Origin of the sequence: Acinetobacter sp. 1566109 (assembly GCF_000582255.1) — a bacterium.
Lineage (GTDB): Bacteria > Pseudomonadota > Gammaproteobacteria > Pseudomonadales > Moraxellaceae > Acinetobacter > Acinetobacter nosocomialis.
This window is the reverse complement of sequence record NZ_JEYB01000082.1, coordinates 1-12,778: the sequence shown is the minus strand read 5'-3', so window position 1 is coordinate 12,778 and position 12,778 is coordinate 1. Positions and strand designations below refer to the sequence as shown.

14 protein-coding genes are annotated in these 12,778 nt (G+C 38.3%); 4 read left to right on the top strand and 10 right to left on the bottom strand.

Annotated features, from left to right (window positions below):
* From J582_RS23120 to J582_RS23110, 3 genes are all read right to left on the bottom strand, one after another.
* The coding region (locus tag J582_RS23120) for a hypothetical protein (RefSeq protein WP_032048678.1) at positions 1-283 on the bottom strand (283 nt) is incomplete at its 3' end.
* A 99-nt stretch (positions 284-382) separates the two neighbouring features.
* Complete coding sequence (locus J582_RS23115) at positions 383-667, bottom strand: YciI family protein (protein WP_006582583.1); 285 nt, start codon at positions 665-667, stop codon at positions 383-385.
* Between the two features lie 36 nt (positions 668-703).
* The gene (locus J582_RS23110) at positions 704-1,606 is read right to left on the bottom strand and encodes a DMT family transporter (protein WP_031983654.1); all 903 of its coding nucleotides are present in this window, start codon (positions 1,604-1,606) and stop codon (positions 704-706) included.
* Between the two features lie 108 nt (positions 1,607-1,714).
* On the opposite strand from J582_RS23110, the gene J582_RS23105 reads away from it, so the two are divergent.
* The 3 genes from J582_RS23105 to J582_RS23095 all read left to right on the top strand — a co-directional run bounded on the left by J582_RS23105 (position 1,715) and on the right by J582_RS23095 (position 3,664).
* Positions 1,715-2,581, top strand: a complete 867-nt coding sequence (locus J582_RS23105) for a LysR family transcriptional regulator (protein ID WP_031983656.1) — start codon at positions 1,715-1,717, stop codon at positions 2,579-2,581.
* Between the two features lie 145 nt (positions 2,582-2,726).
* The gene (locus tag J582_RS23100) at positions 2,727-3,146 is read left to right on the top strand and encodes a hypothetical protein (RefSeq protein ID WP_031983657.1); all 420 of its coding nucleotides are present in this window, start codon (positions 2,727-2,729) and stop codon (positions 3,144-3,146) included.
* An 86-nt stretch (positions 3,147-3,232) separates the two neighbouring features.
* The gene (locus J582_RS23095; RefSeq protein WP_006580724.1) at positions 3,233-3,664 is read left to right on the top strand and encodes a hypothetical protein; all 432 of its coding nucleotides are present in this window, start codon (positions 3,233-3,235) and stop codon (positions 3,662-3,664) included.
* 99 nt (positions 3,665-3,763) lie between these two features.
* Here the strand turns inward: J582_RS23095 and J582_RS23090 are convergent, their stop codons facing one another.
* A complete protein-coding gene (locus J582_RS23090; RefSeq protein ID WP_031983658.1) occupies positions 3,764-5,095 on the bottom strand; it encodes a S8 family peptidase in 1,332 nt (443 codons plus the stop codon).
* Between the two features lie 35 nt (positions 5,096-5,130).
* Positions 5,131-5,439 carry a hypothetical protein gene (locus tag J582_RS23085; protein ID WP_031983659.1) on the bottom strand — a complete coding sequence of 103 codons (309 nt, stop codon included), beginning with the start codon at positions 5,437-5,439 and terminating at the stop codon, positions 5,131-5,133.
* Positions 5,440-6,022: 583 nt separating this feature from the next.
* On the opposite strand from J582_RS23085, the gene J582_RS23080 reads away from it, so the two are divergent.
* Positions 6,023-6,757 (top strand): hypothetical protein, encoded by a 735-nt coding sequence (locus J582_RS23080; RefSeq protein WP_031983661.1) that lies wholly within the window; start codon positions 6,023-6,025, stop codon positions 6,755-6,757.
* 55 nt (positions 6,758-6,812) lie between these two features.
* On the opposite strand, the gene astE is transcribed toward J582_RS23080, so the two are convergent.
* The 5 genes from astE to J582_RS23055 form a co-directional block, all read right to left on the bottom strand.
* Positions 6,813-7,790: a succinylglutamate desuccinylase gene (astE, locus tag J582_RS23075; RefSeq protein ID WP_031983662.1), complete on the bottom strand. Its 978-nt coding sequence runs from the start codon at positions 7,788-7,790 to the stop codon at positions 6,813-6,815.
* 12 nt (positions 7,791-7,802) lie between these two features.
* Complete coding sequence (gene astB / locus J582_RS23070; protein ID WP_002052272.1) at positions 7,803-9,146, bottom strand: N-succinylarginine dihydrolase; 1,344 nt, start codon at positions 9,144-9,146, stop codon at positions 7,803-7,805.
* 17 nt (positions 9,147-9,163) lie between these two features.
* The gene (gene astD, locus J582_RS23065; RefSeq protein WP_032048677.1) at positions 9,164-10,633 is read right to left on the bottom strand and encodes a succinylglutamate-semialdehyde dehydrogenase; all 1,470 of its coding nucleotides are present in this window, start codon (positions 10,631-10,633) and stop codon (positions 9,164-9,166) included.
* Positions 10,633-11,664 carry an arginine N-succinyltransferase gene (gene astA, locus J582_RS23060; RefSeq protein WP_002052326.1) on the bottom strand — a complete coding sequence of 344 codons (1,032 nt, stop codon included), beginning with the start codon at positions 11,662-11,664 and terminating at the stop codon, positions 10,633-10,635. The genes astD and astA overlap by 1 nt, the downstream gene beginning before the upstream one ends.
* Before the next feature lie 18 nt (positions 11,665-11,682).
* The coding region (locus J582_RS23055) for a bifunctional succinylornithine transaminase/acetylornithine transaminase (RefSeq protein ID WP_032048676.1) at positions 11,683-12,778 on the bottom strand (1,096 nt) is incomplete at its 5' end.

Genomic DNA, 12,778 nt, shown 5'->3' with positions numbered 1-12,778 from the left:
TTTGAATATGAAAAAAATAATCACTAAAACAATATTTTAACTGCATAATATTAGCTTTTGATGAGTACCTCTCTTTAATCCAAAATTTAAATTCTTCTATTTCATTTTCAAAGTTTAAAGCTAAAATAACCTCTAGATTATAAATATTATTACTAACAAAAACATTACAACCAATTAAACTATCTTTATCAAACTTATTTAAAAGATCTTTAAGAAAAAAGATTTCTTTCTCCCTTTCGCTATAACTTAAAGGGATTATAAACATCATATCGCTACTATTCATATAATTTCCAAAATAAAAACTTAAGAGGATTTATTAAAATATATAAAATAATATCCTTTCTTACCAAAAAAACTTACTTTAAATAATAAAAATTATTTTTCAAATAAATTCTTTAATTTCTTCTAAACTTTTCGATGGCTCAAACCACATAAAATCATAATTGGCCACATCATGAATATAAAATGGATCATTTTTCATGATTTCCTCGGCTTCTTGAATAGAAGAGCTGAGAACCAAAATTACCCCACCTACTCTATTTTCACGGCGACCCGACGCTAAAAACTTCTTTTGCTCATAGTAATGATCTAAAAACGCAATATGTTCTTTGAGTACAGCATCAACTTCGGCTAATGGTTTTTTATAGGTCAAGGTAACAACAATCATCTCATTCTCTTAAAGCAAGTAGCGCATTACATATGCTTATTCGATAGTACGCCTATTCCACCAATTCATCCACACCAAACTCCCTACAATAATTACTCCACCTAGCAGCACCATCATTGATGGTTTTTCATTTAAGAAAACAACTGCCAAACTCATCGCGACAATCGGCGAACAATATAAAAAATTCGATGCAATCGTTAACGGCATATTTTTAAGTACATATCCCCAAAGTACATAAGCCATTGCACTTGGGAAAATACCCAATAAGATAACTGACATATTGGCTTGCCAAGTAGCATGTAAAATTTCACTAGGTAAATGAGCACTATAAAATAATAAAGGAATGGTCCCGAACCAAATGATGTAGCACATCATGCTCAAAGCATCATAATTTAAGGCAAATTTTTTATATAAATTAAAATAAAGCCCCCATGCAATTGCAGCTAAAACTATCAATAAACTATAAGGACTCGGTACACCAAAACCATGATCTCCACTAACCACCAACACGGCGCCACAAAGGCCAAGCAAAATACACAACCACTGTTTGAAACGAATTTTTTCTTTAAAAAGCAAAGCTGAAATAATAAAAGTGAATAGCGGAATAGATTGACTCAAAATACTAGATGCAACCGCAGTCACATACTGCTGCCCGGTATTTATAAGTAAGTGATGTAGCGTTACAGAGAAAAATCCTAATACACCTAGCGCAGGAACATCTTTCCAATTTAAAGGCTGAATACCTTTTTTCATGACCAAAAGCAGTAAAAAAACTGATGCAATTAAAAAGCGGAGCAAGGCAATATGCTGCGGTGTATATGAATGCAAGGCACTATGTACACCAATAGGTGAATACCCCCAACAAAAGACAGTAATAGCAATACATAAGTAAAGCTTAAAAGCTGGAGGCTGGGTTTCCGCAGCAAGAGAAATTGCCATGTTAAATCTACACTAATGAAATGGAACTCTTTCATCATATGCACATAGATAGTTGAATAAAATTAACTTATATTGAGTCAAATATTCATTAAAAGTGAATGATTAAATATGGATATTACCCAGTTAAAAATGTTTCAGACCGTGGTTGAATGCGGGACCATGGTTAAAGCATCACTACAACTACATTGCGTACCCTCCAATATCACTACACGCATTAAGCAGCTTGAAGAAGAACTCGGCGCACCATTGTTTTATCGTGAAGGGAAAGCTTTAAAACTCACACCGTCAGGAGAAATCTTTCTCGATTATTGCCATAAAATTTTAGCGCTATGCGATGAAGCGAAACGAAGTGTTCACCCTGATGCCCCACCTTCTGGCCCATTGAAAATTGGAGCAATTGAATCTTCTGCTACAACTCGCCTGCCCAATTTACTTGCAAAATATCATCAACGTTTTCCAGAAGTTTCCATTCAAATTATTACTGGCACATGGAAACAGTTATTAGTTGATATTTCTCAGCACAAACTTGATGGTGCAATTGTCGCAGGTAATATTGAGTTTCCGATGCTGAATAAACTCAGTATTTACCAAGAAGACATGGTCTTGATTGCATCTCACTCTTTGGGTGAAATTCATTGCCAAGAAGATCTGATTGGTAAAGAAATTTTTATGTGGACTGAAGGCTGCCCTTACCGTGCAGCTTTAGAAGAATGGCTTAAACTCAAGAATATTTCACTTCCCATCACCAGCATTACCAGTTATGCCACGATTATTGGTTGTGTGAGTGCAGGTTCTGGTGTGGCTTTAGTCCCTAAGAGTATTTATGAGCAATATAAAAATTTAGCTCATATTCAAAGCTATAAGTTTGAACATCTTGCCTTTATGCAAAATCACTTTTTCTGGCATAAAAACGTGAGCAACCATAAAGCAAGAGATACGTTTATAGAACTTATTAAGTCTGAATTTTATTTATAAGTCTCAGAAGAGTAAGTCAATTGCTGTTAAATGATGAATTCTCGTAATTAAATCGTATGGGTTTTATCACATGCCTGCACAAGATTTATTTTTAACAGTAAGATCAGCACTTCAACTTTTAAAGTAATTGGGGAGATTGATCCAAATGAAAACCTTACAAGTGTTATGCGTTGCAAGCTCTATACTGGCCTCATCAACCCTTTTTGCTGAAACAACACAGACACAACAAGTAAATGAAGTAGCACCTAAGACGCAACCTTATGGTGACAATCCAAGTTTAGGACGTGTCCTATTATATAAAACAGGAAAAGGCATACAAAATTTAGGTGATTCTATTCAAGGTGCTTCCGAAAACACTTCACAAAAAATTAGTGAAAAATGGCAAAGTACTAAAGAATTTACAGCTGAAAAAGCAGAGGTCGTTCAACAAAAAGCAGATACAGCGAAAGTGTTTACTGAACAGAAAATAGAACAAGCCAAACAAAATCTTACTAGTAGCCGAAATGGCCAAAACATACCAATTGAACAAGGTGAGTTAAGCAAATCTAGCACGACGACCAATTAAGATTGAGTTTGAATAGCGCAATCATTTCGCGCTTTTTAAAAAATACAGACATTTAAAAATACTACAAAGAGCGAGGAATGTGCCTTATGAATAGTCAAAAACTTCTCTTTTCAACACTCTGCTGTGTAGCACTAACTGCTTGTGCAACCACAAAATCCGTTTCTTCTTATTCTCAGGCACAAGTTTTAGAACAAGATACTAATATTGAAGCTTATCCCACCACGACAGGTAATGTAGCCAAACTCATTAAACACGATAAACAAGCTTGTATGATTGAATTTACGGGTTATTTAGGTGGTGGCCAAGTTACTGAGCACTGGATTTTTAACAATAAAGGGTTAATTTCAGCTCAATCATTTACGGAGCAATATCCAGATTCTTCTGGCATATTAAGTCAAGCCATCAACTCAACAACGAAAAGTTCAACCACTTTTAATATCCAAGATCCCGCAATTCAAAATAATTTTAAAAAGCTACAGAGCAATTTTAGTAAAGCCAATTTAGCGAAGTGTGGTTAAAAAACTCCCATAAAAAAACTCGTTGCAGAAGTAATCTTTTGCAACGAGCGCTAGCCATTTAAATTTCTTGGACCTAATAAGAAATTATAAATATGCTATTTAGTTAACGGTTAAACCATTGGTTGCCGCCAGTAAATCAATACGTGGGAAAACCAAACCTGTTCTTGAATCTGTAATAGGTTTACCCGTGGTTTTTAAACGATTAATGGTCTGATCAATAGTTTCAGTTGGTGTAACACTGTTTGCTCTTAATAACGCAATTGCGCCAGCCACATGTGGCGTGGCTTGAGAAGTACCTCCCATAGTATAACCACCCGCAGTAATCATTGCCCCTGGTGCCAATAAAGTCACAAGACTGCCCCCGTTACTAAAACATGCCACCTTGTCTGCTGCCGTGGTTGGGTCAGAACATTTCACTGGGTTCCCCCATGAAACACCACCAATATTACTATCATATACAGCACCTACTCTTACCGCTCCAGCAACACAAGCAGGTGAAGAAATACCATCAGAAAATGCATCGTTACCTGATGCAACTACTGGTACTACCCCAGCAGCTCGCGCATTTGCGAACGCCGTTGCATAACTACTATTACTACATTCAGATTTGTATTTAACACCAGGAATACCAAGACTTAAATTGATCGCTTTAATATTGTATGTTTTAGCGTTATTTACTGCCCAGTTAATCCCTGCAAGGATATCGCTATCATAGGCTGAACCTGACCGAAAAACGTCTATTCCAATAATTTTTGTTTTGGTGGCAACTTTAGACACAATCGCTGAAACATTACTACCATGACCATTATCGTCAAGTGAGCCATCATCTGGGGCACTATCAAATGCATAAACGACACGGCACGTACTTGAAGGTGAATTAACTGCTGTACAACCAAAATCCGAATGTAAGTAATTTACCCCCGTATCAAGCACAGCCACACTAGAACCAGTTCCATTAAAGCCTTTGGTATTAGCTTGAGGCTGGTTAATTAAAGGCAAACTTTCCATGGTTGTCGCCTGATTAATCCGGTTTGGATATACAGCCTTAACGTTCGGATCATTAAGCAAATCAACCAAAGCTTCTTTATTACTAATTCGGTAAAAAGCTATAGGTAAATTATTGTAGTCCCGAAGTACTTGTACCCCTACACCACGATTAAACCTTGACTGGATATTCTTTTTATTTGCAGCAATATAATTTCGTCGCTCCAAACCTGTAGCCACACTTTCCGAAGGAATATTGTATTCAACAATAAGATCATTAGATTCATTGGTAACCAAAGCATCTAAATTAATTTTACCCTGAAATACTTTTTGTTTTGCTGCTTGATTTAACTGCTGTTTGGCACCTTTAGCGTCCAAAGGAACAGCGGATGCAGTTGTACTTAAGATCGTACATAGACCTAATAGAAATAACGTTTTACTTTGCATTATTTTTCTCCGTAGTTTTTCAACTAACAATTTACTTATTTCGCTTTTATTTCATTTGCTGGATCTTTTTCTGGATCAATCGGTTGAATCGAAGGATCACTTTTTGTGTCATAAAAAGGAACAGTATCTTCTGATACGGGTTTGGGTTGAGTTGAATTTAAAGATAAGTTTTTAGGTTGAGCAGGCTCCTTAAGTTTAGAAAGTAAAGATGAAGTGTCTGGTTGTGATGAATTTGACTTGTTTAAAGCAGAATTGAGCACCTCAGATGCACCGTTTGTTGGCTTAAAATAGAGAACAACGGCGACTAAGCCGACCAATATGAAAAGGGAAGCAATAATTTTCATCATTTAAGATCTCTGTTATTTTGTTTATAGACATCTATATTTATTTTTGATTATTCGAAATAAAGCGCTATTTCTTAAGATATATTTCATGTGAAATTTCTATTTCATGAAATATATAAACATGAGAAAAGCAAAATCATCTTTTCCCGAATAAGCAAAAATACAGTTCTGCCCTTTACGTTTATATTTCTGGCAGAATATGGTTCAAAAAAGCGCCAAAAAGCACCTTATTCTCATAATAAGCAATAACTATGCCGTTATCTCGAATAAAAAATGAAAAAAGAATCATCTTTACAGATATAGAAAAATGGTCATGTTAAATATTTTTGGGTATTTTTATTTTAGAAAAGAAAAAGACGAAAAGTATTTTGCTCGTTTTTAAATCATAAAATATCGGTATCTATTTCACTTTATTATTAATATTTTCTTTTCTCCACAATTTCTCCCTAATGTGTTGAATGACTGTAATGCTGTTGTAACGTTTTGATTAAGGTGATTCCCAAGCGAATCAAGCCTTAGATATGATGCGATTGCGTTTATGAAATACCTCACTAAAAGGGTATATTCTTTGAAGGATATCGCAATGAAAATGATGAAAACAGCTATCGTGACTGCAAGCGTTCTTGCCTCTGCTTCTATTTTTGCACAAAGTGCGGGCATTAATGCGGACGCTTCTGCTCAAGTAAATGTACAACCGGGTGGACTTGTTAGTGGCGTAACAAATACAGTTAAAAATACTGCACATACTGTAGGTAGCACTGCAAAACATGCTGGTCATGTAGCTGCTAACGCTACGGTTAAAGCAACTAAAAAAACAACAGGAAAAGTAGCTGAACTTTCTTCTGATGCTGTAACAGGCACTAAACATTTTGCTACTGAAGCAGCAACAGGGACAAAAAATTTAGCGACTAAAGCTGCAACAGGTACTAAAAACTTAGCAGTTGAAGCTAAAGCTGATACAAAAGCACATCTTGATGCAGTAAAAACCAAAGTTTCTGAAAAACAGGCTGAACAAAAAGAATTTAGCGCTGAAAAACAAGCTGATGCTCAAGCACGTGTAGATGCAGTTAAAGCTCGCGTAGCTCAAAATCAAGCAGAGCAAAAAGAATTTGTTACGGGTACTAAAGCTGATGCTCAAGCACAATTAAATGCAGCTCAACCAGCTCATGCAGTCAACGCTCAAACAGGCGTAAATGTTGGTGTTAATGTTGCTCCGGTTGGAATCAGTGCAAATGCAAACGTAAATGCAGGGGCTCAAGGCTCTACACAAAAAACTGAAAAGAAATCTTTCGTTAAAGGCCTTTTCGGCACTAACTAATTAAAGTTAGCAATAAAAAAGGGCGATTCATCGCCCTTTTTTATTTATCTAAAAATTATGAGTGTGTTTCGGTTAAAACCAAACCTGCACGTAAACCAATCTTCACATTTGGGTTTGGAAATAAAATCCAGACCTGATCTTGCTCGACCACATAATTACCCGAAGGCTGTATCGCAATGATTTCACCTTTGGTAAATGTCGAAAAGTTCGGAGCTTCAGCAGATAAATTCATCTGAAAATCCTCATCTTTTTTAATTAAAGAATCCGATACCTGAAACACTCGAATTTTTGTTTTATTTCTTAACGGTAAAGCTTGTTCAGAAACGACATTGCGAATAACTTCATCAATTGCGGCAAACTGGCTCAAGTCATTTTGTCCAAATGGCAAAGCTTTGCCTAACTCCAAAGTTGCACTCGCAGCTTTAAAGCTTTCACTTGTAAAATGTGTAAATGTTTTACCCGCAGCCCTGTGATAAACCAAAGCATCTAAGTCAGCAGCTTCAAGGCTTGCTGTCAAATCAGCATCATAGTCATGCGTTTGATAAGGTAATAGAGCAAAGGTTGGTAATAATGAAGCACGAATTGCTGTATGTAAATCATAGTGATAGCGCTTAGCATTACTTGTACTTTCTTTAAAGAAAGTAGCAACTGCCTGCTCTAAAACCTCGGCACGCTTAGACTCTTCAGTTAAAGGCAGATTTTTATACCCACCACAGAACATACGGTTTACATCATCATGTACATAACGCTTGCCTTGACGCATTGCATACGGATTACCCAATACAAGCAATAATCTCACTGCAAGTTTTAAGCGTCCGGCAAATAAATCGGTGCAAAGATGAGATAACAACTCAATTGGTGCTGTTTCATTCCCATGTACTCCAGCTGACAGTACGACAGCTTTGTCGTACTGCTTATGTGGTGTACATTCAAGAAGCCCCTCACCTAACCAACGCCAAGAAAAATTTGCTTGTTTTCCCTCGCGCGTTGCAGGCAGCTCACCTTGTAAGGTTAATGCTAGAAAATCTTGCATGTCACCTCCTCATTATTTTTGGAAAGGATAAACCGAACCCAAACCTAAAATTTTAGTCAGTTCATCAAGCGCCATACGGCTTTCCATGAGTAGGTGCGGATCTGCCAAATCTTCTTGAGCTAAACGATCACGATAATGTTTATCTACCCACTGATTAAGCGTCATAAACAATTGATCATTCATAAGAACTTTTGGATTTACAGCATTTAATTCAGTTTCATTTAATGCCACTCGTAAACGTAAACAAGCTGGACCGCCACCATTACGCATACTTTCACGTAGGTCATACACTTGAATTGCATCAATTGGTGTACCCATTTGAATCATATCATTCAAATAGCTCCATACCGCAGCATTTTGGCGAGACTCTTCTGGTACAACAATGGTCATGCCGCCATCTGGACGAGTCAAAATCTGGCTATTAAACAAATATGTTGCAACCGCATCGTCCACAGTAACGCGGTTTTCAGGTACTTCAATCGAAATAAAGTCTTCACCGATGCTTGCCATCTTTTGACGAATTTCAGCAAATGCCTGATCTTGATTTAAGAAAGCATGTTGATGGTGGAATAAAACCTGTTGGTTACTTACCGCAATCACATCGTTATGGAAAACACCCTGATCAATCACATCTGGGTTTTGTTGAACAAAAACCGTATGTGCATCATCTAAACGGTGCAAACGCGCAATTGCTTCACTTGCCTCACGTGTCTGACGTGCTGGATAACGCTTTGGTCCCGGTAAACCATTATTTAAATGTTGCTGACCATAAACGAAGACCTGAACACCACGCTTAGCATAATCACCACCTAAACGATTGTGATTTGCTGCCCCTTCATCACCAAACAAAGCCACTTGTGGTAAAGCTTCATGGTGTACAAAGTGACGTTCATTTTTAAAGATGGCTTGTAAGACTTGGCTTGTAGTTTCAGCTTCAATTGAACGATGAAATTTATTGTTCAGGTTAGCCGCAGTAAAATGCACGCGCTCATCTTGGCTATCAGCCGAAGGTGAAACAGTTGCAGCATTTGCAGTCCACATTGGAGAAGCTGAACTTAAAGATGACAATAGCTCTGGTGAATAGCGCATTGCTTGAGCAACAACACTAATGTCATCTCCAGTAAAACCTAAACGGCGTAGCATTGGAACATGTGGGCGTTCATGCGGAGCAAGTACACCTTGTTTCATTCCCATATCAGCCAAGGCTTTCATTTTTAATAAGCCTTGTTTTGCTGCTAATTTTGGATTCGAGGTATTGTTACGGTTTTTGGTTGATGCTTCATTACCAAAAGACAAACCCGCATAGTGATGTGTTGGCCCCACTAAACCATCAAAATTTACTTCATATCCTTTCATTTTTTCTTTCCCTAGTGTTAAGGCAACACAATCCCTGGAGATAATTTTTCTGGCAACGTCAAGCTTTCACTTTCAAGTGAAGCCATTGGCCAAGCACAGTAGTCAGCAGCATAAAACGCACTTGCACGGTGGTTACCCGAAGCTCCAACACCACCAAATGGCGCAGCACTTGAAGCACCTGTTAATGGTTTGTTCCAGTTCACAATACCGGCACGCGCTTCAATGAGTAAGTCATCAAATAGTTCACGTTTTGGAGAAACCAATCCAACAGACAAACCAAAACGAGTTGCATTGGCAATTTTTAATGCTTCATCAAAACTGTCATAACGTTGAATGGTGGTAAGCGGACCAAAATATTCTTCATCTGGAATCCCCGCCACACCTGTTACATCAACAATACCTGGAGTAAGTAGCGAGCTGTCTTCTTGAGGACGCGTCATTAGCAATAAACTTTTAGCACCAAGCTCAAGTAACTTTTGCTGAGCATTCATCATGTTTGTCGCAGCAACTGATGAAATTACACCACCCATAAATGGTTGTTGCTCATCATTCCAACGGCCAACTTTCAGGTTTTTAGCAACCTCAACAAAACGTTGAATAAATGCATCACCTTCAGCGCCATTTTTTATCAAGATACGGCGTGCACACGTACAACGCTGACCTGCCGAAACAAAAGCAGATTGAATAGTGAGGTTAACAACCGCATCAATATTTTCAATTCCATCAATAATCAATGCATTATTGCCGCCCATTTCAAGCGCAAGAATTTTCTCAGGCGCACCTGCCATTTGCTTATGCAAGTGGTAACCAGTGTTTGCACTTCCGGTAAACAATAAACCATCAATTTCATGAGAAGCAGCCAAGGCTTCACCAGTAGTACGGCCACCTTGAACTAAGTTCATTACACCATTTGGCAAACCTGCTTGTTGCCAAAGTTTTACAGTTTCTTCAGCAGTCCAAGGCGTTAATTCACTTGGTTTAAACACAACTGTGTTGCCAGCAAGCAAAGCAGGAACGATATGCCCATTTGGTAAATGGCCAGGGAAGTTATATGGGCCAAAAACAGCAAGTACACCATGTGGACGATGACGTAAAGATGCCACACCATCTGCCATTTCAGTTGAGCTTTCGCCAGTACGTTGATGATAAGCACGAATCGAAATCGCAACTTTGCCAATCATTGACTGAACTTCAGTTAACGTTTCCCAAAAAGGCTTACTGGTTTCTTGACTAATTACTTCAGCTAAATGTTTTTTATTTTCTTCAAGCAGCTCTGCAAACTTTTCTACAATTGCAACGCGCTCTGCAAAAGCTAAACGTGCCCATGCAGGAAATGCTGTACGTGCAGCTTGGCAAGCTTTTTCAACATCTGCAGCTGTAGCTTCAGTACCTGACCATACAGTTTGGTTATCAACTGGGTTTGTTTTTACAAATGTTGTACCGCTGCCTTGTAACCAGACACCGTTTATAAATAAAGAGTTTGACATCAGGATACTTCCATAGGATTTAGTGATAACACACGAACAGCGTGCCCTTCTTGTACACCGAGTTTTTCAGCTTGTTCATGGTTTAAATTTAGAATGTTATCTACGAGATCAAGCTTCATTAACATAGCCCGATAGTCGTGATAGTTATCATTGGCAACAAGGTATTGTGTTTTACCCACTGTCGCTTCATTAGTAATTTTGACAGTTAAAAATTGGCTTTCTTTAACTGCACGCAACTCATCAATATTGGCTTCAATGGTTGGACCTGCATCAAAAATATCGACATATCCTTGATAGCGTAAGCCTTCGGACTCAAGCACATGATAAGCAGGTAAAGTATGTGGATGCATTTTTCCAATCACTTCTTGTGCAGCCTTTGGTAAAAGGTCTACATAGACTGGAAAACGTGGCATAAGTTCCGCAATGAAAACTTTTTGGCCAATTCCACTTAAATAATCTGCTGTGGAGAAATCCATATTAAAGAAATGGTGACCAATCGCATCCCAGAAAGGTGAACAACCATTTTCATCAGAAAAACCACGCATCTCAGCAATAAGTTTTTTCTCAAAATATTGCTTAAATGCTGCGATAAACATAAAACGGATTTTTGATAAGAATTTACCGTTTTGGTTTTCACGACGTTCCGGATCTAAAAATAATGTGCAGAGCTCACTACTTCCCGTTCGATCATTACTTAGGAATAAAGTCGGTAATGCTTTATAGACATTTAATGCTTTTGAAGCGTGTACTTGGGTTCCCACATGAAAGTTATACCAAGGTTCGATTAAACCCACAGCAACTTCAATTGCACTCACCCCAATAACACGTTGAGCTTCTGTATCTTCAAGAACAAACAAATAACCCTGTTCGCTCTTATGAACATTACCATTTAAAGTATTGCGAGTACGTGAAATTCGAGCCGAAAGCGTATCCATATTTTGTGGCAAGGAAGTCAAGCCAACACCTGACTTACCTGCTAATTTATAAATATCTTCAAGGTCTCGAAACTCGGCATGACGGACAATCATCATGGCTAGCTTTCCTTTTTTTTATTTAGCCAACTTTGCCAAAGCTCTTTTTAAACGAGCTATCCCTTCATCAATATCTTGTTCAGGAATAATGAGTGAAGGTGTGAAACGAACTACGTTAGGCCCTGCGATCAAAGCAAGTAAACCTTCTTCACCTGCCCAAGTCGTAATATCTTTTGCTTTACCTGCATATTCAGCTTTTAATACGCAACCAATCAATAAACCTTGACCACGAATTTCATCAAAAACTTGATATTCAGCATTTAACGTATTTAATGCATCAAGGAAATATTGATGACGGTGTTTCACGCCTTCAAGTACTTCTGGTGTATTAATAAACTCAAAGACTGCGCCTGCAACTGCACTTGCCAGCGGGTTACCGCCATAAGTTGTGCCGTGTGTACCCACTGAAAAATGCGGCGCAAATTTATCAGTTGTTAGCATTGCACCGACAGGGAAACCACCGCCCAGCGCTTTTGCAGTAGTGAGTACATCCGGTGTAACACCGTAGTTCATGTAAGCATAAAGTGCACCTGTACGGCCAACACCTGTTTGCACTTCATCAAAAATAAGTAAGGCACCAAACTGATCACACAGTGCACGTAAACCTTTTAAAAATTCGATATCAGCAGGAATTACCCCGCCCTCACCTTGTACAGGCTCTACAATTACTGCACAGGTTTGCTCATTAATAACTGCTTTAGCTGCTTCTAAATCATTATAAGCAACATGGCTAATGCCGTTTGGAAGTGGTGCAAAGTCTTGTGAATATTTTGGCTGACCACCAGCCGAAACGGTAAATAAAGTACGGCCGTGGAACGCGTTGTTAAATGCCACAATACCGCTTTTACCTGCGACACCGCTATCGAGTCCAACTTTACGAGCAAGCTTTAATGCTGCTTCATTTGCTTCTGCACCTGAGTTACAGAAGAATACTTTGTCTGCAAATGTATTTTCAGTGAGTTGTTTAGCAAGACGCAGTACGGGTTCATTGGTATAACCATTGCCGACATGCCAAAGTTTTTTTGCTTGTTCTGTTAACGCATTGACTGCCACTGGATGCGCATGACCTAATGCATTTACTGCAATCCCGCCTGCAAAATCGATATATTCTTTA

Excerpts from the sequence above, each read along its gene's own strand:
- J582_RS23115 (WP_006582583.1), bottom strand. The coding sequence starts at position 667 with ATGATTGTTGTTACCTTGACCTATAAAAAACCATTAGCCGAAGTTGAT.
- J582_RS23110 (WP_031983654.1), bottom strand. The coding sequence starts at position 1,606 with ATGGCAATTTCTCTTGCTGCGGAAACCCAGCCTCCAGCTTTTAAGCTT.
- J582_RS23105 (WP_031983656.1), top strand. The coding sequence starts at position 1,715 with ATGGATATTACCCAGTTAAAAATGTTTCAGACCGTGGTTGAATGCGGG.
- J582_RS23100 (WP_031983657.1), top strand. The coding sequence starts at position 2,727 with ATGAAAACCTTACAAGTGTTATGCGTTGCAAGCTCTATACTGGCCTCA.
- J582_RS23095 (WP_006580724.1), top strand. The coding sequence starts at position 3,233 with ATGAATAGTCAAAAACTTCTCTTTTCAACACTCTGCTGTGTAGCACTA.
- J582_RS23090 (WP_031983658.1), bottom strand. The coding sequence starts at position 5,095 with ATGCAAAGTAAAACGTTATTTCTATTAGGTCTATGTACGATCTTAAGT.
- J582_RS23085 (WP_031983659.1), bottom strand. The coding sequence starts at position 5,439 with ATGAAAATTATTGCTTCCCTTTTCATATTGGTCGGCTTAGTCGCCGTT.
- J582_RS23080 (WP_031983661.1), top strand. The coding sequence starts at position 6,023 with ATGAAAATGATGAAAACAGCTATCGTGACTGCAAGCGTTCTTGCCTCT.
- astE (WP_031983662.1), bottom strand. The coding sequence starts at position 7,790 with ATGCAAGATTTTCTAGCATTAACCTTACAAGGTGAGCTGCCTGCAACG.
- astB (WP_002052272.1), bottom strand. The coding sequence starts at position 9,146 with ATGAAAGGATATGAAGTAAATTTTGATGGTTTAGTGGGGCCAACACAT.
- astD (WP_032048677.1), bottom strand. The coding sequence starts at position 10,633 with ATGTCAAACTCTTTATTTATAAACGGTGTCTGGTTACAAGGCAGCGGT.
- astA (WP_002052326.1), bottom strand. The coding sequence starts at position 11,664 with ATGATGATTGTCCGTCATGCCGAGTTTCGAGACCTTGAAGATATTTAT.